Genomic DNA, 24,531 nt, shown 5'->3' on the forward strand with positions numbered 1-24,531 from the left:
AGAGTTTACAGGATAGACGAGCAAGAACTATGCGCGTGTTCGAACAAAGCTCGAGCGTCCACCAGCAATGCTCCGAGGAAATCGTTGTGCGCCCGCCGCAGTACGAAGGCGATAACGCGCACTTCGCTGGTGCGGGATGCGCCCTGTTGCGGGTCGGCGACGCTGTGCAAGCGTGCTGCGTGCTGCGTGCGGCGCGCGCGGAGCGATGCCCGGAAATCCGTTCGCGACTGCACGAGGATGCGTCGTCCTGGCTCGTGCGGCTTTCAAGTTCGCTCCGAAGGATCGGTCTTTTTCGCGGGCGTGCGAATCTCCGGCGACAACTGCGCAAAGATCCATGACGAGCATGCGGTGATGATGCCGACACAGAGGAACGTCGCATGAAACGCGGGCAGCGAATTGGCGCCAGTCGCGCGTTGCATGATGCCGGTAAAGGTTGTCAGCAACGCACCGGCCACCGTCACGCCGAGACTCATCGAAAGCATCTGCACGAGCGAAAACAGGCTATTGCCGCTGCTGGCGCCGCCGGTGCCGAGGTCCTTCAACGTCAACGTGTTCATCGCGGTGAACTGCATCGAGTTCACGCCGCCGAAGATCGCCAGTTGCACGAGCCGCAGCCACAGCGGCTGATGCGTGCTCGTGAGCGCGAAACTCGCCATCATCAGACCGACCAGAATCGTGTTCGCCATCAGCACGCGCCGGTAACTGTACTTCAGAATCAGCTTCGTCACGAGGCGCTTCGTCGCCATGCCCGCGGCCGCCACGGGCAGCATCATCAGCCCGGCTTCGAATGCGCTATAGCCGAGGCTCACCTGCAACAGCAGAGGAATCAGGTAGGGCATCGAGCCGCTGCCGATCCGCGCGAACAGATTACCGAGCAGCCCAACGCTAAACGTGTGGATCTTGAACAGATCGAGCGGGAAGATCGGCGCGGGCACGCGCACCGCGTGCAGCCCATACGCAACGAAGCACGCCATGCTCAGAATCAGCAGCACCAGCACCGTCGCATGTTGAATGCCGAACTCGGTGCGGCCGTCGAGCGCGAACGAAATCGCCACCATGCCCACCACCAGCAACAGGTAGCCGCCAAGGTCGAATTTGCTCGTGTGTTCGTTGCGGCTATCCGGCATGAAGATAAACGTCGCGATGCAGCCCACGATGCCCACCGGCACGTTGATCAGAAAGATCCAGTGCCACGACGCGATCTTGACGAGCCAGCCACCGAGCGTCGGTCCGATCAACGGTCCGATCAGCCCCGGAATCGCCACGAACGACAACGCCGGCAGATAGCGCTCAGCCGGGAAGGTTCGCAGCACCGCGAGCCGCCCAACCGGCAGAAGCATCGCGCCGCCCACGCCTTGCAGAACACGAAAGAGCACCAGTTGGTTCAGCGTATGCGCGTTCGCGCACAGCAACGAGCCCACCGCGAACACGAGGATCGCACTGAAGAACACGCGCCGCGTGCCGAGTCTGTCGGCGAGCCAGCCGGACACGGGGATCATCACCGCCATCGTCAGCGAGTAGGCGATCACCACCGATTGCATGCGCAGCGGCAGTTCGCCGAGGCTTGTCGCCATCGCGGGCAGCGCGGTGTTGACGATCGTCGAATCGAGCGTCTGCATGAAGAAGCCGGTGGCGACCAGCCACAGCATCACGGTCAGCGAGCGGGGCGAAGGACCCGAGGGGATATCGGGAGCGAGGGCGGGCGGAGGCGGCGTCGTGGACATATGAGGCGGCTGGGCGCGCTCGGTCGGGTTGGGACTCGCTATTCTAGGGAAAAGCGGGTCCCGGCGCAGCGGGCGGCGCAGCGTTGCGCGGGTGTCGGCGCTGCGTCACGGCCGCGCTCCGCGCCGTGTTCACGCATCAGGCGGCAACTGCGCCGCCGCATGAAAAAACGCCTGCGCCCGTGGCTCGTTGCCAAACGCCACATGAATCCTGATCCACGGGCTCACCTCCCGGTTCGGCCTGAAGTGTTGTCCAGGCAGCACCGTCACTCCGAGGGGCACGCCGCATTCAACGAGCCGCTCGGCGTCCGCGACATGCGGCACGCGTGCCCACACGAACTTGCCGCCCGCTGGTTCTTCGAAGATCTCCCAGCCGGCATCTTCGAGTGTCTGGACGGTCGAGCCGAGCGCGCCGCGCATCTGGCGGCGCAGTCGCTCCAGATATTTGCGATATGCGCCGCGCTCCAGCATCGACACCGCCACCGCTTCGGCAAAGCGCGAACAGCCGATGCTCGTCAGCATCTTGATGTCGACCAGGTCCTTGATGATCGCGTGACTCGCAACCACGTAGCCGACCCGCAGCGAAGACGACAGCGTTTTCGACAATCCGCCGATGTAGATCACCTGTTCGAGTTGGTCGAGGGTGGCCAGGCGGTCGGTGAGCTCGGTCTGAAAATCCGCGTAGATATCGTCCTCGATGATCTGGAAGCCATGCTCTCGCGCCATTTGCAGCAAACGGAATGCGACCTGCGGTGCGACCGTGGTGCCGGTCGGATTGTGGAACACGGTGTTGATGAGCAGCAATCTGGGCCGGTGCAGCTTCAGTTGCGCCTGCATCGTGTCGAGGTCGGGACCATTGCCGGTGCGTGGAATGCCGATCAGCTTCATGCCGTGCAGGCGCAACAGGCCGTACAGGTTGTAGTAACCGGGGTCCTCGACAAAGATCGTGTCGCCTGGCTTGAGCATGTAGCGCACCAGCAGATCGAACGCCTGGCTCGCGCCATTGGTGATCAGAATCTGCGATGCGTCTGCCTGGATGCCCAACTGGCCAATGCGGCCGCGCAACTGTTCGCGCAAGACCGGGTTGCCGAGCGGCGTCGCGTACTCGACCATGCTAGCCGGATCGGTTCGCGACACGTGGCGGATCGCCTGCGCAATGCCATCGATGTCGCGCCAGCTTTCGGGGATGAAACCGGTGCTGAGCTTCAGCGTTTCGCCCGGAAAGTTGAATTGCTCGAGCAGATGGTCCGACTCGACATCGGCGCGGCGCGGGTCCGAAGTGCCCTGGCAGCGCATGTCGGTCGGTTGGCGATCGGCGACGTAAAAGCCGGAGCCGTGGCGCGAGTCGACATAGCCGAGCGACACCAACCGGTCGTATGCCTCGATCACCGGAAAGCGGCTTACGTCGAAGTCGGCGGCGAACTGGCGGATCGACGGCAGCTTTGAGCCAGGATGCGCATTGCGCGAGCGGATCCACGCCGAGACGCCCGCGACGATCTGCTCGGTCAGCGGCACGCCGTTGTCCCGATCGAGCTGGATTTCGAGTTTCATACGCTTGCCTTCTGTCGCCGGCCTGCGAACGCGAAAGTTTTAAACCTGCGCCGCGCGAGCCATGCCAACTGTTCGGTTTTTTGACTGAACAGTTCCGATGAAAGTGTTCGGAACTGTGCATGGGTCTCCGATCATCGCACGTCAATAATCGGTACAACAGAAAGTTCATCGAGGAGAACGGCGATGCGAGAAGTGCGAGTTTTCGAGCTGGAACATGGCGAGCCCGTCAGGGCCTGGCGGGTTGCGCGTCCGACGATTTTCAAGGTGATCAGCGGCAACGTCTGGCTGACCGTCGAGGGCGAGCATGAGGATCACTGGCTGGCGGAGGGGCAGTCGATCGAGTTGGCGCGTGGATCGGTGGCATGGATCAGCGCCGGGCGGGCCGGGGCGTGTTTTGCGCTGGCGAGCGGCTCGGAACGCCGGTTGCCGACGCTGCTATTCGGCTGGCCGATGCCGGCCTGGCTGGCGCGTCGGCCGGGCGTGGTCTGATGCAGGGCGAACGGCGAGCCGCCTCTTCCTGGTCCCTACGCAGCACCTCCCGCCTCATACTCCCCGATATACCGCGCCCGCGGCCGGATCAACCGGCCATCGCGCGCCTGCTCCATCGCGTGCGCGATCCAGCCGACCACCCGCCCGAGCGCGAACAGCGTGAACGCGGCCCCGCTCGGCAAGGCGAGTACGCGCTCGATCGCGGCAAGCGCGAAATCCACCGTCGGCTCCGCGCCGGTTGTGTCGCGCACCGCTCGCGCGACCTGCAGCACCTCGTTGAGCGGCGAGCGGGCTGGCGCGCAGTCGGCGAGCATCGTCAGCAATAGCCGCGCGCGCGGATCACCGTCCGGATAGAGCGGATGACCGAAGCCCGACAGCACCGGACCTTGCGCGCCGTGCTCGTAGCGCGCGAGACGGTTCGCCAGATAGCGGTCCAGCTCGGGCGAGCGCGACGCCTCATCGAGCAGCGCGGCGATGCGCACGGTTTCGCCGCCGTGACGCGGCCCAGAAAGCGCCGCGAGCCCGCCCGCGACCGCACCGAACAGGTGCGTGCCCGTCGACGTGATGCAACGGACCGTGAACGTCGACGCGTTCAGTTCGTGATCCGCGCAGGCGACCAAGGCCGCGCGCAGCAGTCCGCTTTGCTGACGGCTGCGCACCCGCCAGGCCGTCGCGATCTGCCGATGCAGCGGTTCGTTCGACGGCGCCGCCGTCAGCATCGCGGCGGCCAGCAGCCGCATCACGGCGCACGCGGTGTCGAGCTGCGCATCGCGGCCGAGCGCCCACACGCGCGGCATCTGCGCGGCGGCGGCCGGCAGCAGCACCAGCGCGCGATCGAGCGGCGCGCTGTCACTCCACAGCTTGAGCCACGCGGCCCATTGCGCGGGGGCGAGCGGCACGACGGGCGCATCGGCGATGCGCCGCGCGCTGCATTCCCACAACAGCGCCGCGACGTCTTCGAGTGACGCACTGCGCGCGAGCTCGATCGCATCGTGCCCGCGATACAGCAGCCGACCGTCCGCGACCAGCGTGATCGACGATTCGAGCACCGGTACGCCCCAGTCGAGCACCTTCTGCGCGACCTTGCCGGCGCGTTTGCCGTCCGCCTTGCGACGCGCGAGGCGGCGCACCTCGGCGGCATCGTAGAGCCGATGCCTGCCTTGCGCATCCGGCGACGAGCCGAGCATGCCTCGGCTTACATACGCGTACAGCGTCGGCAAGCTGACGCCGAGCGTTGCGGCCGCTTCGGCGGCGCTCAGGTAAATCGGGGCTGGCATAAAAGTGCGTATAAACCGAAGAAATCAATATATGTTGATTATCATAATCAAGATTGATTGCGGCAAGGCGCAAATTTAGACTCGGTGTGCCTGCTTCCTGTCCGCGCGGCCAGCGCGCCCGATCCCATGACGCCCGAACTCGCCCTCAAGCACATCTGGACCCTCGCCGGCTGCGATCCGGTCGCGCTGCACGCCGTGTCGCTCGCCGGCGCGGATCCCGGCTTGCCGTCGGTCTACCGTGTCGGCAGCCTCGCGGCGTCGACCATCGCCGCGACGGGCCTCGCCGCCGCCGAATACTGGCGCTTGCGCAGCGCTCGCCTGCAACAGGTGTCGGTGCAGATGCGTCGCGCGCTGGCGGCGTTTCGCAGCGAACGCTATTTGCGTATCGACGATGGGCCGCCGCCCGCGCTGCGCGATCCGGTCACCGGCTTCTATGAAACGGGCGACGGCCGCTGGATCCAGCTGCATACGAATTTCGCGCATCACTTGAAGGGCGTGCTCGAGGTGCTCGGCTGTGACAATGGGCGGCCCTCGGTGGCGGCCGCGATTCGCGGTTGGGAGGGCGCGACGCTCGATCAAACGCTCGCCGACGCAGGCCTGTGCGCCGCCTTGATTCGCACGCCCGACGAATGGGCCGCGCTCGAGCAGGCCAAAGCGATCGCGCGCTTGCCGCTGTTCGAGATCGAGCGCATCGGCGACGCCCCGGCCGAGCCGCCGCGCCACGCCGCCGCTGACGCCGAGCCTGGTATCGACCGCCCGCTCGCGGGTGTGCGGGTGCTGGATCTGTCGCGGATCATCGCGGGACCGGTGGCCGGCCGCGCGCTCGCGCATCATGGCGCGGACGTGTTGACGATCAACGGGCCGCATCTGCCGAACATCGCGCCGCTCGTGATCGACAACGGCCGCGGCAAGCGTTCGGCAATCGTCGATCTGCGCGAGGCGGCAGGCTGCGACACGTTGCGCGGACTCGCGCGCGACGCCGACGTGTTCCTGCAGGCCTATCGTCCGGGCGCGCTCGAGGCGCGCGGCTTCGGGCCGGACGAGCTGGCGCGGCTGCGGCCCGGCATCGTCTATGTCTCGGTGTGCGCGTACGGGCACACAGGGCCGTGGGCGCAGCGACGCGGCTTCGATAGTCTGGTGCAGTCGGCGAGCGGCATCGCGTGGACCGAGCGCGCGGCGGCGGGTTCAGCCGAGCCGCGGCATCTGCCGTGTCAGGCGCTCGATCACGCGACCGGCTATCTGGCCGCGTTCGGCGCGATGGTCGCGCTCGCGCGGCGCGCTCGCGAGGGCGGCAGCTGGCATGTGAAGGTGTCTCTTGCGCAGACGGGGCGTTGGCTGCGGTCGTTCGGGCTGCTGGCCGATGGGCAGCTGGCGCCCGAGGTGTCGCTCGACGATGTGCGCGATTGCGTCGCGAGCGTGCAATCGGAGTTCGGGCGTGTGCTTGGCGTGCTGCCGGCGGAGGAACTGGAGCAGACGCCTGCGTTTTATGCGCTGCCGCCGGCGCGCATCGGCGCGCACGAAGCCCGGTGGACGTGACGGTTGGAGCGGGCGGCGCGTTCAGGTTGGGAACGCGGCGTACCTGACCGCCCGCCGTGTCGCAGCTTACTTTCGCAACTCCGCCACGAAGTCGTAGTAATCGTTGCGGCAGTACGTGTCCGTCAGTTCGATCGCGCGTTGATCCGCCGTATAACCCACGCGCGTGATCAACAGCAACGCCTCGTTCGGCGCGATGCTCATCTGCTGCGCGATCTCGTCGCTCGCGTTCACCGCGCGGAAGTGCTGCAACGCGCGCACGATCGTCAGTCCGCGATTCTCCAGATACGTGTACAGCGAGTCGCCGATTGCCTGTGGATCGGGAATCACCGCGGCCGGGAACGTCGAATTCTCGACCGCCATCACGATGCCGTCGGCGAGCCGCAGCCGCCGCAGCCGCGTGACCGCTGCGGCCGGCGACAGCCCCAGTTGGATCACCTCGTCGCGATTGGCCGGCGAGATTTCGCGCGACAGCCACTTCGAACTCGGCGTGAAGCCGCGCCGCCGCAGCATTTCGCTGAAGCTCGACAGACGCGATAACGGATCTTCGTAGCGCGGCGTGATGAAGCTGCCCGCGCCTTGGGTGCGGCGGATCAAACCCTGCTCCACGAGCAGCGCGATCGCCTTGCGCGACGTGATGCGCGACACGCCGAGCGCCTCCGACAGCACGCGCTCCGAAGGCAGCGCCTCGCCGGCGTTCCAGCGGTTTTCGTGGATCGCGCTGCCGAGCTTGCGGGCAAGTTGCAGATAGAGCGGCGTGTCGTTTTCCGGGTCCGGGCGCAGGTCGCGCCAGCGGTCTTCCGAGGCAGAGGTCATGGGGCTCACGCAAGATGGGCAAGCGGCAATTTTAAAACATCGGCGCGTCCTGTTATAGCTGGCTTTTGCCAGGCGCGACGTTGTGAGGCCTCGGAGCCGCTAAACTCGTCGCCAGGTTTTTAGTAGCGTGCGTTGCGTGATGAGGCGGCGGGCCAGCGTTTCGCATCTGGATCGAGCCACTTTCGAGGAGTCAGCATGACGAGCGAGATCGCAAGCGTGAGCCTGCCGGGCGGCGAGCGCATGCCAGCACTGGGGCAGGGCACGTGGGAAATGGGCGAGCAGCGGGCACGACGCGCGGCGGAAATCGATGCGCTGCGCTGCGGCATCGAACTCGGCATGACGCTGATCGATACCGCCGAAATGTACGGCGACGGCGCGACCGAGTCGCTGCTCGGCGAAGCGCTCGCGGGTTTGCGCGACAAGGTGTTTCTGGTCAGCAAGGTGTATCCGCACAACGCCAGCCGGCGCGGCGTGATCGCCGCGTGCGAGCAGAGCCTGAAGCGTCTGAAAACGGACCGGCTCGATCTGTATCTGCTGCACTGGCGTGGCTCGGTGCCGCTCGCGGACACCGTCGACGGCTTCGAGGCGCTGCGGCGCGCGGGCAAGATCCGTCACTGGGGCGTCAGCAACTTCGATACCGACGACATGGAAGAACTCGTCGCGACGCCAGGCGGCGACGCGTGCGCGACCAACCAGATTCTGTATAACGTGGCGCGGCGCGGGCCGGAGTTCGATCTGTTGCCGTGGCTCGCCGCGCGCGGCATGCCGGCGATGGCGTACAGCCCGGTCGATCATGCGCGGCTGCCGAAACGCTCGCCGCTCGACGATATCGCCGACGCGCGCGGCGTCTCGGTGTTTCAGGTGGCGCTCGCGTGGGTGCTGGGCAAGCCCAATGTGTGCGCGATTCCGAAGACGGCGCGCGTCGAGCATATGCGCGACAACCATCGCGCGTCGCAACTGGTGCTGGAAGCCGGCGAACTCGCCGCGCTCGACGCGTACTTCAAGCCGCCGCGCGGCAAGCGTGCGCTGGAGATGTTGTAAGCGCCGGCGCGGCCGCCGTCCGTTGCGCAACGGCGGCGCGCGAGGCTCGAAGCGCTGTGGGCGTCGATGACGCCGCTCGCGCTGAGGCGGCGCTCAGGTGCAGGGATGGTGCTGATGCACGGAGCCGAGCACGGCGACTTCGGCGGGGGTGTGCTGCAGCGCGTCGTCCGGCACCTGGGCGGCATCGGCGAGGAAGTCGTCGACGATCGACGACACCGCCACGTCGCGCAGGCATAGCGACACGCGCTGCGTTTCGTTGGCGGGGAGGGTTGCTCGTTGCGAGAGGAACAGCACGCCGTATTGATAACCGTGGATGATGCCGCGGATCGCGCCGACGCATTGCCCTTGCGCGACATTGTCGTGGCGCTGTTTGCAGCTCTGGACGAGCGAGTAGGCGGAGAAGCTCGGGTCGACCGGTGGTGCCGCTTGCGACAAGGTTTGCGCCATTGGCTGCGCGGGTGTTTGCGCATTGGCGAGCGATGCGAGGCCCAGGGCGGCAGCGGTCAGCACGGCGGCTGCCGTGCGGGTCGCGGCGGGGGGGACGCTTCTATGCATGTTGTGGGCCCTCATATCGAACGATGAATTTGATATGAGGCGGTCGTCTCGGATTGGTTCCATAACACTCGCACGCAATGGAGGTTGTGTTCCCGCCGCTCGCGGTGCGGTTCGCGCGATGGCGCGAGGCGCGGCGCGCGCGCTCCGAGCCATTCCGTCAGCGCGCGCCGAAGGCGGGCGGGCCGCTCCGACCGGCCTCCGGCGGTGACGCCCGACCGGGGGATCGGGACATCACCGCCGTTGCCAGCGGATAGCGGACAGTATGCCGGGACATGTCGCCGGCGGGTAGGGCGCGGGGGCTCCCTACCCGGGGCAACGGGCGACGCCTAGTGCCCGTTCCCGCCACCGTTGCCACTGCCGCCACCCTTGCCTCCGTGACCGCCGCCGAAGCCTCCGCCAAAGCCTCCGCCGAACCCGCCACCGAAGCCACCACCGAAGCCACCACCATTCGCACCGCCGAAACCACCGCTAGGGCCACCGCTGGAGCCTCCGCAACCGCAGCCGCCGCTCCCGCTGCCGCCGCTGCTTCCGCCTCCGCCGCTGCCTCCACCGCCGCTGCCTCCACCGCCGCCACCGCCTCCACCGCCGCCACCGCCGCCACCGCCTCCACCGCCTCCACCGCCTCCGCTTCCACCGCCACCACCACTACCGCTATTTCCCTTACTGCCCGTGCCCGCACCGCCACTCCCACTTCCGCTCCCTGAACCCGCCGCCCCGGCGCCGCTGTTGCCGCTTGCGCCTGCACCGCTATTGCTCGAACCCGCCGCGCCGCCATTACCGCTGCCGTTGCCACTGCCGCCGCCGAGCCGCCCGCAGCCCGGACCGCCGAGCCCGCCGCAGCCGGCCGGCGCGAACACCGAGGCGGCATCGTCGGCGGCCGTGGCCGTGCCAGCCTCGGCGCCGGTTGCCGCGCCGTCGTTCTGCGCGAGCAGCAGCGGCGTTGAATCGCCGGGTTGCACCCGCAACGCGTCGGCCAGCACAATCCAGCGAGGGATCACGTCCGTCGACGCCCCGTACGCGGTCCCGCCCGCCAACACCGCGACCCCCGCGAGGACCACCGCGCCGCGCATCATTGCACAGTAGTACTCATCTGATTTTCCGGTCTTCATCGCGCGTCTCCAGAGCGAAGGACGGTACCTCGCTGCCGCCTTCGCGAGCTGCCCCAGCGCCGGCCAACCTGTCTGCACGCGGGTCTTGTCGAACCCCCGGTCCGTTGTGTCGAAGTTGTCCGTGCGTCGCTGCCGTGCTGATCGCGCGAGGTCGCGCCATCGCGTGGTGACGCTCGTCGTGCGGATATGCGCGGCGTTGCGCGCCCGGTTTGGCTTCGAATCTCTGGCCGCTAATTTAGCGATATCCATGCCACGCGTCGCAAAGCCTTGAAGCGACACGGGCGATATCGGGATGTGCGATGCGCACGCCGGAAAAACGCCTCAAAACGTTGCGACGATGAAACGCGCGGACGCAAAAGCGTGTTCCGACGCGGGATTCGTTAAGAGGGGCGGTGTGCGTCGATGAGGTTCGAGTCGACGCTAGCTGGCGTTTTCCGACGCATCGTCGGAGGTGCCGCCATTCGTCGGGTCGCCCGCATTGTCGTCGCGCGGCTCGCTTTGCAGCTCGCGAAGTGTGGCGACCGGAATATGACAGCGAATCCGGTGCGCGCAAGACGAATCGGCGGCGCCGTCCGCGTCGAGAAACGGCGGGTCCTGCTGCTCACAGATCGCGCCGAGCTTGCGCGGACAGCGCGTGTGAAACACGCAGCCCGACGGCATCGCGCCGGGCCCGGGCAACTCGCCGGTGAGACGGATACGCGTACGTTGATGCACCTCGCCGGACGCGCCGTCGCCCGGCAGCGTCGGCACGGCGGACAGCAGCGCCTCGGTATAGGGATGCTGCGGTCCATCGAACACGGCCGCCGCCGGGCCGATTTCGAGCAGCCGGCCGAGGTAGAGCACCGCGATGCGATCCGACACATAGCGGACCACGTGCAGATCGTGCGAGATGAATACGTAGCTGACGCCGCGCTCGCGCTGCAGATCGGCGAGCAGGTTCAGAATCGCGGCCTGCACCGACACGTCGAGCGACGAAGTCGGCTCATCGCACACGACGACGCGTGGTTCGCCGGCGAACGCGCGCGCAATCGCGACGCGCTGCTTGAGTCCGCCCGAAAGCTGGCGCGAACGTGCATCCAGATAGCGCTCGGGCAGCCGCACGGCGTCCGTCAGCGTGGCGAGCCGTGCGTCGATCTCGGGCCCGCGCAGCGCGGTGAAGCGCGCGAGCGCACGGCCGATCAGCCGCTTGACGGAATGCGCGCGATTGAGCGCCGAGTCCGGATTCTGGAACACGATCTGCAGCGATTTCAGCTGCTCGTCGCTGCGTCGTGTGACGCGCGCGGCGAGCGGGGCGCCGTCGAGTTCGAGCACGCTGCCGGCATCGGGTGCGAGCAGGCCGAGCAGCAGCCGCGCGAGCGTTGTCTTGCCGCTGCCCGATTCGCCGACGAGGCCGAGCGTCTCGCCGCTCGCGAGTTCGAGCGACACGTCGTCGACCGCGCGCAGCGGGACGCCCGATACGTGGAATGTTTTCGACAGGTTCCGGGCGCGCAAGACCGGCGCAGAGGGCGCGCGCGGCGCCGCGTTGGATGATGCGGCCGCCACCGGCGCCGCGCTCGATGTCGCACGCGGCAGTTCGATCGCACGCTCGTGATAGTGGCAGCGCGCCATCTGATCGCCATGCCGGGCGCCGAGGCGATAGGGCGGCGGCGCGTCGCGGCGGCAGCGCTCGTCGGCGAGACGGCAGCGCTCCGCATAGATGCAGCCCTGCGTGACCGAGCCCGGCAGAGGCAGGCCGCCCGCGATCGTATCGAGCCGCTCGCTGTCCTTGCTGCGTCCGGCCGTCGGCAGGCAGCGCAGCAACCCGACCGTGTACGGATGACGCGGCCGTGCGAACACGTCCTGGGTCGCGCCTTCCTCGACCAGCTTGCCCGCGTACAGCACGCCGACGCGTTCGCACATGCGGCCGATCACCGCGAGGTTGTGGCTGATGAACAGCACCGCGGTGCCGAGTTCCTCGCGCAACCGTGCGACGAGATCGAGCACTTCCGCTTCGACGGTCGCATCGAGGCCGGTAGTCGGTTCGTCGAGAATCAGCAGCGCGGGGTTCGACGCGAGCGCCATCGCGATCACGACGCGCTGCTGCATGCCGCCCGACAATTGATGCGGATAGCTGTTCATCACGCGCTCGGGCGCCGCGATGCGGACGCGTTTGAGTATCTCGAGCGTGCGTTGCAGCGCCTCGTCGCGCGCGACGCCGGCCGCCTCGAATGCTTCGGAAACCTGACGGGCGATCGTCAGCGATGGATTCAGTGCGCGCCCCGGGTCCTGGTAGACCATCGAGACGGTCGTCGCACGCATGCTGCGCAGCGCGTCGGCACCCAGCTTCTGCACGTCCTCACCGGCGATTACGATCTTGCCGGCCTTCACCTTGCCATTGCGTGGCAGATAGCGCAGCGTCGCCATTGCCACGGTCGACTTGCCGCAACCGGATTCGCCGACGAGCCCATACGCCTCGCCGCGTCGCACGCGAAACGATACGTCCTGCAGCACTTCGCGATCGCGTCCGCGGATCCGGTAGGTGACCGTCAGGCCGACCACGGTCAGCGCATCGGTGCGATCGCTTTTCGACACGTCGAACGCCGCGAACGAGGAGGGTGGTGGGCCGTTCATTGGTCGAGCACTCCCTGCACGCCGTCGGCGATCAGATTGACGCCGACCACCAGTGACGCGATCGCGCCCGCCGCAAACACGACGGTCCACCACGCGCCGCCCGCCATCAACGTGTACGACTCGGACAGCGCGAGCCCCCAGTCGGCCGACGGCGGCTGGATGCCGAAGCCGAGGAACGACAGCGTCGCGACCGCGAAGATCGCATAGCCGAGCCGCACCGTTGCTTCGACGACGATCGGCGGCAGCACGTTCGGCAGGATCTCCGCGAACATGATGTACGGCGCGCGTTCGCCGCGCAGCTGCGCGGCGGCCACATAGTCGAGATGCCGCTCTGCGAACACGGCGGCGCGCACGGTGCGGGCGGTTATCGGCGTGAAGGTGGTGCCGATCACGAGAATCACCGTGAAGTTCGACGCACCGACCGCGGCGAGCGCGAGCAGCGCGACGATCACGAGCGGTAGCGCGAGCACCGCGTCGATCATGCGGCCGATCACGTCGTCGACCCAGCCATCGAAGTAGCCGACCACCAGGCCGAGCGCGGTGCCCGCCGCGGTGCCGAGCAGTGTCGCGAGCGGCGCGATCGTCAGGATGTCGCGCGCGCCGACGATCACGCGCGAGAATACGTCGCGGCCGAGCTGATCGGTGCCGAACCAGTGTGTGCGATCGGGCGGCGTCAGCGAATTGAGCGGATCGGACGCGTATGGATCGAGATGCACGAACCACGGCCCGGCGATCGCGCAGACGATCCACCACGCGACGATCAGCGCGCCCACGATGAAGGTCGGCGAACCGAGCAGCAGGAGGAGGCGCGGGAAACGCGGCTCGGAGCCCGGTGCGCCTGGCGCGGGCGAGCCTGGTGGCGTCGATGAAGCCGGCGGCACGGTCGTATTCATTCGGCGGTCCTTACCCGCAGTCGCGGATTGAGCAGCACGTGCAGCGCATCGGCGACCAGATTCGCGAGCGTATAGACGACGCCGATCGTCAGTACGCCCGCTTCGAGCATTGGAAAATCCTTCGCCTTGGCGGCGTTGTAGATCAGCGAGCCGATGCCCTGGTAGCGGAACAGCGTCTCGACCACCACGAGTCCGCCGATCATGTAGCCGAGTTGGGTGGCGGCGACGGTGATCGTCGGCAGCAGTGCATTGCGCAGCACGTGCCGCCAGATCACGACGTGGCGCGGCAGGCCCTTGAGGATGGCGGTGCGCGTGTAGTCGGCGTCGAGCGCTTCGACGGTGCCCGCGCGTGCCATTCGCGCGATGTAGCCGAAGAACACGAGGACGAGCGGCAGCACCGGCAGCACCAGATGGCGCAGCTGTTCGAGCACGCTCGCATCGGGCGGAGATGAGGCCTCGATGGGCAGCCAGCGCAGCCACACGCCGAACACGAGAATCAGCACGATCGACGACACGAACTCCGGCACCACGGTCGCCGACAAACCGGCGATGCTGATCGTGCGATCCAGCCAGCGCCCCGCATGCATCGCCGACCACACGCCGCCTGCGATGCCGAGCGGCACGACGACGATGAACGCGAGCAGACCGAGCTTCGCCGAATGCCCGAGCGCATCGGCGATGAACGGCCTGACCGGTTCGCGATACGCGTACGACAGCCCCATGTTGCCGCGCACGAAATGCGTGATCCAGTCGATGTATTGCGTGAGCAGCGGCCGGTCGGCGCCAAGCTGATGATCGAGCGCGGCGACCGCGCGCGCATCGGCGAGCGGCCCGAGCACCGCGCGGCCGATATCGCCGGGCAGCAGCTGGCCGCCCGCGAACACGATCACCGACAGCAGCCACAGCGTGATCAGCGAAAGACCCGCGCGCGTCGCGAGAAAACGCGCGACGCGGCCCGCGTTGCCGTTCGTCGCGCGCGGCATACGCGATGTATTCGAGGCGGGAGAGGGCGCCGGAGCCGACATCGTGAGTTCTCCTGCGAAAAGCGAGACGGACAGCGCGCTGCTTACGCGCTGAGCGTCGCGCGATCGAAATACAGTTGCGCGAGCGCAGTGAAGCGCACGCCGTTCACGCCCTTGCGCATCGCGATCAGCTGATCGTAGAAGAACGGGATGATCAGCGGCGTTTCGTCGAGCAATAGCGTCTGGATCTGCCCGGAGATTTTCTTTTGCGTGGCGAGATCGATCGCCGCGACGAACTGCGCGACCAGTTGATCGTATTGCGGATTCTTGAAGTGCGCGGCGTTCCATGTGCCGTTGCTCGTCAGCGTCGCGGTGAGGAACACGTTCGGCACGCCGCGATGGCCGTAATCGGTGATGCCGAGCGGCGAGTCGAGCCAGTCGGATTTGCCCGGCGTGCCCGCGCCGTAGTAGAGCGATTGGCTCTCGACCTTCAGATTGATGCGCACGCCGATCGCCTTCGCGGCGTTCTGCACGACGACCGCGAGGTCGGGGATCTCCATGTATTTTTCGGTGGTCAGCGTGACGTCGAAACCGTTCGGCACGCCGGCCTGCGCGAGCAGCTGCTTCGCCTTCGCGACGTCGATCTTGCGTTGCGGCACGCCCGCATCCGACGATGGAAACACCGGCGCGAACGGGCTGTCGTTGCCGAGTTGTGCGCGACCCTTGAAGAGACCGCGCACGATCACGTCGCGATCGAGCGACAACGCGAGTGCCTGACGCACGCGCTTGTCCTTGAAGAGCGGGCTGTCGTTGCGCATGTGAATCTGGCGGTGCGCGCTCGACTTGACGCCGACCGCCTTGTAGTCCGGATTGTTCAGGATGGCCGCGCCGCCCTGCACGGTGAACGTGCCCATCACGTCGGCCTGATGGCCTTGCAACGCGAGCAGTTGAGCCTGCTCGTCGGCATAGAACGAAAACTGTACGCGTTGCGGTAACGCTTTTTCGCCCCAGTAGTCGGGATTGCGCACGAACGACGCGCCAACCTTCGGCTGATACTTTTCGAATTTGAACGGACCCGTGCCGATGAAACTCTTTTCGTAGTTGCCCGCGAAGTTCGCGGGCAGGATCACCGCGTTGTAATTATCCGAGGAAACGTAGTACGGGAAATTGCCGGTCGGCGCGTCGAGATGGAACTCCACCGTGTGTTCGTCGACGACCTTCGCGCCGCCTTTCGACAGCACGCCCTTTAGTACCGATAGCGCGGCCGAACCGCTCGCGGGATCGGCGAGACGGTTGAAGGTTGCGACCACGTCTTTCGCGCCGAAGCTCTGGCCGTCGTGGAATTTCACGTTCTGGCGCAGTTTGAAGGTCCACACGTCGCCCTTGTCGTTCGGCTTCCACGACAGCGCGAGCGCGGGCTTCAGCATCAGCTTCTCGCCGTCGTCGTCGATCAGGAATTCGCCGGTCTGGTTCAGCAGCGCGAGACTCGCGGCGTCAGTCACCGTCAGCGGATCGACAGCGCCCGCCGGCGTCAGATGCGCGACGCGGATCGTCTGGTTCGACGTGGGCGGTGCACCTTGCGCCCGCGCTCGCGGCGCGCCGAGCAGGCCGCCACCCGCGAGCGACAGACCGATCACGCTCGCATGTCGTAGCAGCTCGCGGCGCGTGATGCGGCCGGCGACAAACTCGTCGAGCGCGTGGTTGCCATAGGCGTCGGCTGTGAGGCGGGCTGCGTCCAATGCGTCAGGTGCGAGAAATCGGTCCGCTGGCGTTTTCATCGATGGCGTGTCCAACCCGTTCTGTTGCTGGTTCGGAGGCGTCGCGCGAGCCGCGCGACGGCGCGAGGGCAGCGCGCCTTCCGATGGGCGATGGGATGTGGTGGGGCCGCTATCGCGAAAGGGCAACGCTGTGCAGAGCGGTCTCAGTGTAAGCGATTGCTCGCGGCTCTGGCGCACCGCGGGCGCGCCGCGCTAGTCGATCGGCCGATAAATGACGCGCGGTGTGTCGTCGTCACAACGGTTACCGGACGCGTGCTCGCGAGGGGCGGCCGCGATTGTGGACGGATTGGCGGAGCAACACGGTGCGAAATGCGGTTTCGAACTCCACAAGGTGGAACTCTCAAAGAAACCTACGGTGTAGATCGGTTTCCCGGTAGGCCAGGCCACTTATCGTGCCGCCGTATCCGGCCGTCTCCAGCGATGAAACAGCACCGAGCCGATCCAGCACGCCATGAAGGCCGCAACGATCGCATAGCCGAGCGCGCCGAAATGATCGTTGATTCCGACGATCGCATCCGACACCTCGCCGCTCCAGCCGAAGCGATCCGACAGCAGCCCCAGCGCCTCGACGCCGCCAATCACGATCGCGACCATCGCCGACACGAACGTGATGCTCGCGTTGTAGTAAAGCTTGCGCTTCGGGTCGTCCATCGCCCAGCCGTACGCGTGCACCATCAGCACGTTGTCGGTCGAATCGACAAGCGTCATGCCGGCCGTAAAGAGCGCCGGGAACACGAGGATCGAATAGAGCGGCAGGCCAGTGCTGGCCTGCGACGCAGCGATCGCGAGCAGGCCGACCTCGGTCGCGGTGTCGAAGCCGAGCCCGAACAGCACGCCGACCGGATACATGTGCCAGCTTTTCGTGACCAGCCGAAACAGCGGCCGCAATGCGCGCGACAGCAGCCCGGCTGGGGCGAGCGCATCGGCTGACGCTGTGCTCGCAACGTCGCCGCGTTGCGTGTGCCGGTAGCGGCGCCACACGTCGCGCAGGACCACGAGATTGACCGCCGCGAGCACCAGCAGGAACGACGCGGAAACCAGTGTCCCGAGCGTGCCGCCAACTTCCTTGAAGCTCTCGAAGCGCCCATTCAGCGAATGCGTGGTCCAGGCGATGCCGATCGTCGCCGCGATCACGATCGTCGAATGGCCGAGCGAAAACGCGAGCCCGATCCCGACCGGTCGCATGCCGGTTTGCATCAGCTTGCGCGTAACGGCGTCGATCGCCGCGATGTGGTCGGCGTCGACCGCATGACGCAGACCGAAGCCATACGCGAGCAGCGCGGTGCCGAGCAGCAGCGGGTAGTGGCGAAACGCGATTAGCGCCCACAGCCATGCGCCGAGGTTGGAGGCGAGCAGCACCGCGTAGAGCGCGACGAGGCGAGGGCGCAGCGAGGCGTTAGGCGTCATGTGGCACGCGGATGAATGGATAGGTTGATGAGCGGCTTAGTGATCGTGCGGATGCTTGTGGATCGGATCGACCCAGTAGACGGTTTCCGGCTGCTCGACCGCGTCGATGTTCAAATTGACGACGACCGCTTCATTGTCGCTGCGCACGAGCACGCATTCGAGCGGCTCGTCGGTGCTCGCGTTGATCTCCTGATGCGGCACATAGGGCGGCACGAAGATGAAGTCGCCGGGACCGGCCTCGGCGGTGAATTCCAGATGCTCGCCCCAGCGCATGCGCGCCTGGCCGCGCACAACATAGATCACGCTTTCGAGCGCGCCATGATGATGCGCGCCGGTCTTCGCATTCGGATGGATCGTCACGGTGCCGGCCCAGATTTTCTGCGCGCCGACGCGCGCCGCGTTGATCGCGGCCGCGCGGTTCATGCCCGGCGTTTGCGCGGTGTTGGTGTCGAGCTGATCGCCGCGGATGACCTTCACGCCGTGTTCGCGCCAGTCGATCTGCTGGCTGGCTTCGGCGGCGTCGTGCTCGGCCCGGTAATGCGGATGTTCGTGATCCTGGCTCATCGTGTCTCCTCCTCGGCTGGCGTGCCGCGTTCGAGTCGTTCGCTTCGGTCTTACGATTCAGGGGCGTGCCGCATGGCTGATCAACATTCTGGCACGTTCAAAAAACGGGTGCGTGGCTCGACGATGCAAACGGCGCCATAAAAAAGCCCGCTCACAGGGAGCGGGCTTCGGCTTGTCGCGCTCAACGCCGCCGCGTCAGCGTCATTGCTTCTTCGCGTTGATCACGGCCTCGGCGACATTGCTCGGCGTCTCGGCGTAATGCTTGAACTCCATCGTGTAGGTCGCGCGGCCCTGGGTGGCCGAGCGCAGCGACGTCGAATAGCCGAACATCTCGGCGAGCGGCACCTCCGCGCGCACCAGCTTGCCGCCGCCGCCCGCGATGTCTTCCATGCCCTGAACCATGCCGCGTCGGCTCGACAGGTCGCCCATCACGTTGCCCATGAAGTCCTCGGGCGTTTCCACCTCGACGGCCATCATCGGTTCGAGCAGGATGGGCTTCGCCTTGCGCATCGCTTCCTTGAACGCTATCGAGCCGGCCATGCGGAACGCGTTTTCGTTCGAGTCGACGTCGTGGTACGAACCGAAAGTCAGCGTGACCTTCACGTCGACGACCGGATAGCCCGCGAGCACGCCGGCTTTCAGCGTTTCCACGATGCCCTTGTCGACCGCGGGGATGAATTCGCGCGGAATCACGCCGCCCTTGATCGCGTCTACGAATTCGTAGCCCTTGCCCTGCTCGGACGGCTCCAGCGAAATCACCGCGTGGCCATACTGACCGCGGCCGCCCGACTGCTTGACGAACTTGCCTTCGACGTCCTCGACCTTGTTGCGCACGGTTTCGCGATACGCGACCTGCGGCTTGCCGACGGTCGCTTCCACGCCGAACTCGCGCTTCATCCGGTCGACCAGAATTTCGAGGTGCAGCTCGCCCATGCCGGAGATGATCGTCTGTCCGGATTCCTCATCGGTCTGCACGCGGAACGACGGGTCTTCCTGCGCGAGACGGTTCAGCGCGATGCCCATCTTTTCCTGGTCGGCCTTGGTCTTCGGTTCGACGGCCTGCGAGATCACCGGGTCCGGGAAGATCATCTTTTCAAGGATGATCACATGATTAGGATCGCAGAGCGTGTCGCCGGTGGTCGCTTCCTTCAGGCCGACGGCCGCGGCGATGTCGCCCGCGTAGACCTCCTTGATTTCCTTGCGCTCGTTCGCGTGCATCTGCAGGATCCGGCCGAGGCGTTCCTTCTTTTCCTTGACCGCGTTGTAGACCGTGTCGCCCGAGTTGACGACGCCCGAGTACACGCGGAAGAAGATCAGCTGACCGACGAACGGGTCGGTCATGATCTTGAAGGCGAGCGCCGAGAACGGATCGTCGTCGTTGGGATGACGCTCGATTTCCTTGTCGTGCTCGTCGTGACCGGTGATCGCGGGCACGTCGACCGGCGACGGCAGATAGTCGATCACCGCGTCGAGCATCGCCTGCACGCCCTTGTTCTTGAACGCGCTGCCGCACAACATCGGCACGATCTGGTTGGCGATCGTGCGCGCGCGGATGCCGTGCTTGATTTCGGCTTCGCTCAGCGGTTCGCCGCCGAGGTACTTCTCGAGCAGTTCCTCGTTCGCCTCGGCCGCGGCCTCGACCATCTTGTCGTGCCATTCCTTCGCGGTGGCCGCGAGTTCAGCCGGGATGTCGCGGTACTCGAACTTGATGCCCTGGCTGTCGTCGTCCCAGTAGATCGCCCTCATCTTCACGAGGTCGACCACGCCCTGGAAGTGCTCTTCCGCGCCGATCGGAATCTGGATCGGCACGGCGACCCCCTTCAGACGATCGCCGATCTGCCGCTGCACGCGGAAGAAGTCCGCGCCGACGCGGTCCATCTTGTTGACGAATGCGATGCGCGGCACCTTGTACTTGTTCGCCTGGCGCCACACGGTTTCCGATTGCGGCTGCACGCCGCCGACCGAGTCGTACACCATGCAGGCGCCGTCGAGCACGCGCATCGAGCGCTCGACTTCGATCGTGAAGTCGACGTGCCCGGGGGTGTCGATGATGTTGATCCGATGCTCGGGATAGTTGCCGGCCATGCCCTTCCAGAACGCGGTCGTGGCCGCCGACGTGATCGTGATGCCGCGCTCCTGCTCCTGTTCCATCCAGTCCATCGTCGCCGCACCGTCGTGAACCTCGCCGATCTTGTGGGTCACGCCGGTGTAGAACAGGATCCGTTCGGTGGTGGTGGTTTTGCCGGCATCGATGTGAGCGCTGATGCCGATATTCCGGTAGCGCTCGATGGGAGTCTTGCGGGGCACGTGAATCTCCTTGTAATGGCGCGCCTGAAACGCATGCCGGGCGACCGCGTGGGCCGCCCGGGGAGTCTGAGTGGTGCTTTATCTGGCGTTACCTTGTCGAGATTACAAGGATAGCGCGTCGATTGGTCTTTTGCATGAATCCTGCCAGCCGGCGCGAAGGCTGGTGGCGCGGGGCTGAGCGGGCGAAAAAAAGCCGGCGCCTCGGGTCGAGACGCCGGCTTTTCGCGGGATAGCGTGGCGGGACGGTGCCCCCGCTCAGAGGCCGCTCCGGGGCCATTTACGGGGCTGCACGGACACGCGGACCGGCGGTGAGAGGGTCTTACTGCGTGATACCCGGCACCGGCGGTAAGCCCTGGATCTGCATGCCCGGCTTGATGCCCTTCGCCGAGAACCAGCCCTTGGGCATTTCCAGCGCGAACACGCCGTTGTGCGTCGGGCAGTGGTTGTTGGTGGTCTCGGCCTGCATCTCGTCGATGTCGGTGATCGTGCCGTCGGCGCGCATGAATGCGATCGACAGCGGGATCAGCGTGTTCTTCATCCAGAAGCAGTGGCCCGCGTTCTCGTTGAACACGAACAGCATCCCTTCGTTCGGCGCGAGCTTCGTGCGATACATCAAGCCCTGTTCGCGGTCCGCGTCGTTGGCGGCGACGGCCGCGTCGATCACGAACATGCCAGCGGTCAGCTTGACGCGCGGAAACTCGCTCGGCTGCTTGGCGCCCGGCGGCATCTGCTGCGCCTGGGCGGGAGCCGTGGTGACGACGAACGACAGCGCCGCGAGCGGCAGTGCTACGGCAATGGCGAAACGCGCCATCGACGAGCGCATGGAAAATCGCACGGCAAGACTCCTTGCTGAAATTGACTCGCGCATGTTACGCGAGCGCGTCAAAAACAAAAAGGCAGATCGCCTTGCGGTGATCTGCCTTACAACGCCGTAAGAACGGCAATGAAGCTGGTTCTTTACTGCGTTTTTACAAGCAACTTACTCCGAAGCTGCCGAAGCTGCAGCTGCTGCCTTCTTGTGCGACTTCTTGTGAGCGTGCTTGGTGGTCTTCTTTGCCGACGAAGCTGCTGCTGCCGGAGCTGCTTCCGGTGCCGAAGCTTGTGCGAATGCTGCCGTTGCGAAGAGGCCAGCGACCAGAGCGGCGATCAGTTTGTTCATTTTGTGAATCCTCAGCTTGAGTTAATTAACCAAATGACCCGGCATATGTAGAGTCATGTCGGTAAACGTGCCATCCACCTTTCGGTTGACAGCCGCATCGAACAAATTTTTCGACGCGTCTGCTAGCGTTCGGACTTTCGTACTCGCCGCGAAAACGGCGTATGCAAATGTCTTTAAGGCTGAATGCCGGATAGCTTCGGCGGCATCTGCGTCGGATAACGCGTGGAGTTGTACGGCGGTTGACGCGAATTGCGCGGAAATTTTGATCGTGATGACACGCGCTCAAACCGCGTGGCGCAGGCTCGCGGCGAGCCCACTTGTTTCACGCATTTCGGGCCTGCGTTTCACGCATTATTTTGCGTGCTGCTACAACGAGTTAGCTTGATTGTCACAGCCGTGAAACGGGTTTGGAGTGAGCACGTCCAGGCTGATTCGCGCGTGCGTGAGTTCGGCACGCGGTGTTGCGGCGATAAACGAACAATCGTCAAATCATGTTCAGGCGACGCCATCCCATGGCGCGTTCGCTCGCAACTCCGTGCTCTGTCCAGGTTGCAGTCCGAGTGAAAAAATGTCAAGCGCACCGATGCCGACCCGCACGAGACGCAGCGTCGGAAAACCCACCGCCGCCGTCATGCGACGCACCTGACGGTTCTTGCCTTCGGTGATCGACAGCTCGACCCATGTGGTCGGGATCGCGGCGCGATAGCGGATCGGCGGCGTGCGCGCCCACAGCGAGCTGGACGGTTCAACATAGGTCGCCTGACATGGGCGTGTCACGTAGTCGCCGAGATCGACGCCGCGCGCGAGCTTTTTCAACGCGGCGTCGTCGAGCGCGCCTTCGACTTGCGCCCAATAGCGTTTGACGAGCTTGTGACGCGGCTCGGCGATGCGCGCCTGCAGCGCGCCGTCATCGGTGAGCAGCAGCAGGCCTTCGCTATCGGAGTCGAGCCGGCCAGCCGGATAGACGCCGGGTAGCCTGACCCAGTCGGCAAGCGACGTCCGCGTCTCGTGTGGCGAAAATTGACAGATGGTGCCGAACGGCTTGTTGAGGGCGAGAAGGCGCATAGGAGAGCGATACGGCAGAGCGATACGGCGCGATGATAATGCATAAACCGGGACGCAGATTCTTCTATCTTATAGAGGAGCGTGGCGCGTTCGAGAGGCCGTCTATGTTGGAAAACCCGGAGCTAGGGGCGGCCGCGTCGCGCGTGGGACGTGGGCTAGAATAGCGGCCAGGCCGCTCGCGGCGGTTCGGCATTGCGCGGCGAGGGCGTCTCTTTCGCAGTCTCCCATCAGCTTTTGCACAGCTTTCACTGGAGTCCGATCATGCCGTATCAGCACATCAAGATTCCGACAGGTGGCGATAAGATCACCGTCAACGCCGACTTCTCGCTCAACGTTTCCGACGAGCCGATCATCCCGTACATCGAAGGCGACGGCACTGGTCTGGACATCACACCGGTCATGCTCAAGGTCGTGGATGCGGCGGTCGAAAAGGCGTACGGCGGCAAGAAGAAAATCCACTGGATGGAAATCTACGCGGGCGAGAAGGCGACCCGGGTGTACGGCCCGGACGTATGGCTGCCGGACGAAACGATGCAGGCGGTCAAGGAATACATCGTGTCGATCAAGGGGCCGCTCACCACGCCAGTCGGGGGCGGCATCCGCTCGCTGAACGTCGCGTTGCGCCAGGAACTGGACCTCTATGTGTGCCTGCGCCCGGTGCGATATTTGAAGGGCGTGCCCTCGCCGGTGCGCGAGCCCGAGAAGACCAACATGGTGATCTTCCGCGAGAACTCGGAAGACATCTACGCGGGCATCGAATGGCCAGCTGAATCCGAGCAGGCGAAGAAGATCATCAAGTTCTTGCGCGAAGAAATGGGCGTGAAGAAGATCCGCTTTCCGGATTCGTCGGGTATCGGCATCAAGCCGGTGTCGCGCGAAGGTACCGAGCGTCTGGTGCGCAAGGCGATCCAGTACGCGATCGACAATGAACGCCGCTCGGTCACGCTGGTGCACAAGGGCAACATCATGAAGTACACCGAAGGCGCGTTTCGCGACTACGGCTACGCGCTCGCGCAGAAGGAGTTCAACGCGGAACTGATCGACGGCGGTCCCTGGATGAAAGTCAGGAATCCGAAGACCGGCGGCGACGTCGTCGTGAAGGACGTGATTGCCGACGCGTTCCTGCAGCAGATCCTGCTGCGCCCGGCCGAATACGACGTGATCGCCACGCTGAACCTGAACGGCGACTACATCTCGGACGCGCTCGCCGCGCAGGTCGGCGGAATCGGAATCGCGCCGGGCGCGAACCTGTCGGATTCGGTTGCGATGTTCGAAGCGACGCACGGCACGGCGCCGAAATACGCGGGCAAGGATTACGTGAATCCCGGCTCGGAAATCCTGTCAGCGGAAATGATGCTGCGCCACCTGGGCTGGTTCGAGGCGGCGGATCTGATAATCAGCTCGATGGAAAAATCGATCCTGCAAAAGCGCGTGACTTACGATTTTGCCCGCCTGATGGAAGGCGCGACCCAGGTGTCGTGCTCGGCATTTGGGCAAGTGATGATCGAAAATATGTAATTGACGCGCCGGGATTATCCGGTTCGCATAAAACCCCCGGCGCCAGCAAACGGCCGGGGTATTTTTTTACCAGGAATTTTCGCGCGGCTTTCCGGCCGGAAAATCCGTTGCAATAGAAAGCTGCCGCAAAAAAGAAACCCGGCGCGGAGCCGGGTTTCAAAAAGGACGGGTATCGA

The 24,531-nt window shown here is 65.4% G+C and carries 20 protein-coding genes; 4 read left to right on the forward strand and 16 right to left on the reverse strand.

Going from position 1 to position 24,531, the window contains the following annotated elements; translation table 11 throughout:
- Nucleotides 1-263: 263 nt before the first annotated feature.
- Together mdtD and OKW35_RS30345 are read right to left on the reverse strand one after the other, a co-directional pair.
- The gene (gene mdtD / locus OKW35_RS30340) at nucleotides 264-1,724 is read right to left on the reverse strand and encodes a multidrug transporter subunit MdtD (protein ID WP_184058207.1); all 1,461 of its coding nucleotides are present in this window, start codon (nucleotides 1,722-1,724) and stop codon (nucleotides 264-266) included.
- Between the two features lie 129 nt (nucleotides 1,725-1,853).
- Nucleotides 1,854-3,272 (reverse strand): PLP-dependent aminotransferase family protein, encoded by a 1,419-nt coding sequence (locus OKW35_RS30345; RefSeq protein ID WP_184058205.1) that lies wholly within the window; start codon nucleotides 3,270-3,272, stop codon nucleotides 1,854-1,856.
- Between the two features lie 183 nt (nucleotides 3,273-3,455).
- Here OKW35_RS30345 and OKW35_RS30350 point away from each other — a divergent pair, with 183 nt between their 5' ends.
- Nucleotides 3,456-3,761, forward strand: a complete 306-nt coding sequence (locus OKW35_RS30350) for a DUF2917 domain-containing protein (protein ID WP_429356061.1) — start codon at nucleotides 3,456-3,458, stop codon at nucleotides 3,759-3,761.
- A 35-nt stretch (nucleotides 3,762-3,796) separates the two neighbouring features.
- On the opposite strand, the gene OKW35_RS30355 is transcribed toward OKW35_RS30350, so the two are convergent.
- A complete protein-coding gene (locus tag OKW35_RS30355) occupies nucleotides 3,797-5,038 on the reverse strand; it encodes a citrate/2-methylcitrate synthase (protein WP_429490052.1) in 1,242 nt (413 codons plus the stop codon).
- A gap of 126 nt (nucleotides 5,039-5,164) precedes the next feature.
- Between OKW35_RS30355 and OKW35_RS30360 the strand changes: the two genes are divergently transcribed.
- Nucleotides 5,165-6,574, forward strand: a complete 1,410-nt coding sequence (locus OKW35_RS30360) for a CoA transferase (protein ID WP_429553994.1) — start codon at nucleotides 5,165-5,167, stop codon at nucleotides 6,572-6,574.
- 66 nt (nucleotides 6,575-6,640) lie between these two features.
- On the opposite strand, the gene OKW35_RS30365 is transcribed toward OKW35_RS30360, so the two are convergent.
- A complete protein-coding gene (locus tag OKW35_RS30365; RefSeq protein WP_013090333.1) occupies nucleotides 6,641-7,387 on the reverse strand; it encodes a GntR family transcriptional regulator in 747 nt (248 codons plus the stop codon).
- A 195-nt stretch (nucleotides 7,388-7,582) separates the two neighbouring features.
- Here OKW35_RS30365 and OKW35_RS30370 point away from each other — a divergent pair, with 195 nt between their 5' ends.
- Complete coding sequence (locus tag OKW35_RS30370) at nucleotides 7,583-8,428, forward strand: aldo/keto reductase (protein ID WP_429553995.1); 846 nt, start codon at nucleotides 7,583-7,585, stop codon at nucleotides 8,426-8,428.
- 93 nt (nucleotides 8,429-8,521) lie between these two features.
- Here OKW35_RS30370 and OKW35_RS30375 read toward each other — a convergent pair whose 3' ends face one another.
- The 12 genes from OKW35_RS30375 to OKW35_RS30430 form a co-directional block, all read right to left on the reverse strand.
- Nucleotides 8,522-8,983 carry a Rap1a/Tai family immunity protein gene (locus OKW35_RS30375; protein WP_090801594.1) on the reverse strand — a complete coding sequence of 154 codons (462 nt, stop codon included), beginning with the start codon at nucleotides 8,981-8,983 and terminating at the stop codon, nucleotides 8,522-8,524.
- Nucleotides 8,984-9,309: 326 nt separating this feature from the next.
- Entirely contained in the window at nucleotides 9,310-10,092 is a 783-nt protein-coding gene (locus tag OKW35_RS30380) for a hypothetical protein (RefSeq protein ID WP_429553996.1), read from the reverse strand.
- Nucleotides 10,093-10,512: 420 nt separating this feature from the next.
- The gene (locus tag OKW35_RS30385; protein ID WP_429553997.1) at nucleotides 10,513-12,702 is read right to left on the reverse strand and encodes an ABC transporter ATP-binding protein; all 2,190 of its coding nucleotides are present in this window, start codon (nucleotides 12,700-12,702) and stop codon (nucleotides 10,513-10,515) included.
- Nucleotides 12,699-13,595 (reverse strand): ABC transporter permease, encoded by an 897-nt coding sequence (locus OKW35_RS30390; RefSeq protein ID WP_184051565.1) that lies wholly within the window; start codon nucleotides 13,593-13,595, stop codon nucleotides 12,699-12,701. The genes OKW35_RS30385 and OKW35_RS30390 overlap by 4 nt, the downstream gene beginning before the upstream one ends.
- Entirely contained in the window at nucleotides 13,592-14,620 is a 1,029-nt protein-coding gene (locus OKW35_RS30395) for an ABC transporter permease (RefSeq protein WP_429553998.1), read from the reverse strand. The genes OKW35_RS30390 and OKW35_RS30395 overlap by 4 nt, the downstream gene beginning before the upstream one ends.
- Before the next feature lie 41 nt (nucleotides 14,621-14,661).
- Nucleotides 14,662-16,335: an ABC transporter substrate-binding protein gene (locus OKW35_RS30400; RefSeq protein WP_429553999.1), complete on the reverse strand. Its 1,674-nt coding sequence runs from the start codon at nucleotides 16,333-16,335 to the stop codon at nucleotides 14,662-14,664.
- Between the two features lie 387 nt (nucleotides 16,336-16,722).
- On the reverse strand, nucleotides 16,723-17,742 hold the full coding sequence (locus OKW35_RS30405) for a HoxN/HupN/NixA family nickel/cobalt transporter (protein WP_429554000.1): 1,020 nt from the start codon (nucleotides 17,740-17,742) through the stop codon (nucleotides 16,723-16,725).
- 36 nt (nucleotides 17,743-17,778) lie between these two features.
- A complete protein-coding gene (locus OKW35_RS30410) occupies nucleotides 17,779-18,306 on the reverse strand; it encodes a cupin domain-containing protein (RefSeq protein ID WP_184058186.1) in 528 nt (175 codons plus the stop codon).
- A gap of 201 nt (nucleotides 18,307-18,507) precedes the next feature.
- Nucleotides 18,508-20,613: an elongation factor G gene (fusA, locus tag OKW35_RS30415; RefSeq protein WP_184058184.1), complete on the reverse strand. Its 2,106-nt coding sequence runs from the start codon at nucleotides 20,611-20,613 to the stop codon at nucleotides 18,508-18,510.
- A 319-nt stretch (nucleotides 20,614-20,932) separates the two neighbouring features.
- Entirely contained in the window at nucleotides 20,933-21,448 is a 516-nt protein-coding gene (locus tag OKW35_RS30420) for a DUF192 domain-containing protein (RefSeq protein ID WP_184006379.1), read from the reverse strand.
- A gap of 144 nt (nucleotides 21,449-21,592) precedes the next feature.
- A complete protein-coding gene (locus tag OKW35_RS30425) occupies nucleotides 21,593-21,772 on the reverse strand; it encodes a hypothetical protein (protein ID WP_429490038.1) in 180 nt (59 codons plus the stop codon).
- Nucleotides 21,773-22,267: 495 nt separating this feature from the next.
- Nucleotides 22,268-22,837 (reverse strand): pseudouridine synthase, encoded by a 570-nt coding sequence (locus OKW35_RS30430; RefSeq protein WP_184058181.1) that lies wholly within the window; start codon nucleotides 22,835-22,837, stop codon nucleotides 22,268-22,270.
- A gap of 261 nt (nucleotides 22,838-23,098) precedes the next feature.
- Here OKW35_RS30430 and icd point away from each other — a divergent pair, with 261 nt between their 5' ends.
- A complete protein-coding gene (icd, locus tag OKW35_RS30435; protein WP_429404657.1) occupies nucleotides 23,099-24,355 on the forward strand; it encodes an NADP-dependent isocitrate dehydrogenase in 1,257 nt (418 codons plus the stop codon).
- The last annotated feature ends 176 nt before the right edge of the window (nucleotides 24,356-24,531 follow it).

Source organism: Paraburkholderia sp. MM5477-R1 (assembly GCF_050436385.1).
Classification (GTDB): domain Bacteria; phylum Pseudomonadota; class Gammaproteobacteria; order Burkholderiales; family Burkholderiaceae; genus Paraburkholderia; species Paraburkholderia tuberum.

What these genes read in the sequence shown, in the direction of transcription:
- mdtD (WP_184058207.1), bottom strand. Translation starts at nt 1,724, where the DNA reads ATGTCCACGACGCCGCCTCCGCCCGCCCTCGCTCCCGATATCCCCTCG.
- OKW35_RS30345 (WP_184058205.1), bottom strand. Translation starts at nt 3,272, where the DNA reads ATGAAACTCGAAATCCAGCTCGATCGGGACAACGGCGTGCCGCTGACC.
- OKW35_RS30350 (WP_429356061.1), top strand. Translation starts at nt 3,456, where the DNA reads ATGCGAGAAGTGCGAGTTTTCGAGCTGGAACATGGCGAGCCCGTCAGG.
- OKW35_RS30355 (WP_429490052.1), bottom strand. Translation starts at nt 5,038, where the DNA reads ATGCCAGCCCCGATTTACCTGAGCGCCGCCGAAGCGGCCGCAACGCTC.
- OKW35_RS30360 (WP_429553994.1), top strand. Translation starts at nt 5,165, where the DNA reads ATGACGCCCGAACTCGCCCTCAAGCACATCTGGACCCTCGCCGGCTGC.
- OKW35_RS30365 (WP_013090333.1), bottom strand. Translation starts at nt 7,387, where the DNA reads ATGACCTCTGCCTCGGAAGACCGCTGGCGCGACCTGCGCCCGGACCCG.
- OKW35_RS30370 (WP_429553995.1), top strand. Translation starts at nt 7,583, where the DNA reads ATGACGAGCGAGATCGCAAGCGTGAGCCTGCCGGGCGGCGAGCGCATG.
- OKW35_RS30375 (WP_090801594.1), bottom strand. Translation starts at nt 8,983, where the DNA reads ATGCATAGAAGCGTCCCCCCCGCCGCGACCCGCACGGCAGCCGCCGTG.
- OKW35_RS30380 (WP_429553996.1), bottom strand. Translation starts at nt 10,092, where the DNA reads ATGAAGACCGGAAAATCAGATGAGTACTACTGTGCAATGATGCGCGGC.
- OKW35_RS30385 (WP_429553997.1), bottom strand. Translation starts at nt 12,702, where the DNA reads ATGAACGGCCCACCACCCTCCTCGTTCGCGGCGTTCGACGTGTCGAAA.
- OKW35_RS30390 (WP_184051565.1), bottom strand. Translation starts at nt 13,595, where the DNA reads ATGAATACGACCGTGCCGCCGGCTTCATCGACGCCACCAGGCTCGCCC.
- OKW35_RS30395 (WP_429553998.1), bottom strand. Translation starts at nt 14,620, where the DNA reads ATGTCGGCTCCGGCGCCCTCTCCCGCCTCGAATACATCGCGTATGCCG.
- OKW35_RS30400 (WP_429553999.1), bottom strand. Translation starts at nt 16,335, where the DNA reads ATGAAAACGCCAGCGGACCGATTTCTCGCACCTGACGCATTGGACGCA.
- OKW35_RS30405 (WP_429554000.1), bottom strand. Translation starts at nt 17,742, where the DNA reads ATGACGCCTAACGCCTCGCTGCGCCCTCGCCTCGTCGCGCTCTACGCG.
- OKW35_RS30410 (WP_184058186.1), bottom strand. Translation starts at nt 18,306, where the DNA reads ATGAGCCAGGATCACGAACATCCGCATTACCGGGCCGAGCACGACGCC.
- OKW35_RS30425 (WP_429490038.1), bottom strand. Translation starts at nt 21,772, where the DNA reads ATGAACAAACTGATCGCCGCTCTGGTCGCTGGCCTCTTCGCAACGGCA.
- OKW35_RS30430 (WP_184058181.1), bottom strand. Translation starts at nt 22,837, where the DNA reads ATGCGCCTTCTCGCCCTCAACAAGCCGTTCGGCACCATCTGTCAATTT.
- icd (WP_429404657.1), top strand. Translation starts at nt 23,099, where the DNA reads ATGCCGTATCAGCACATCAAGATTCCGACAGGTGGCGATAAGATCACC.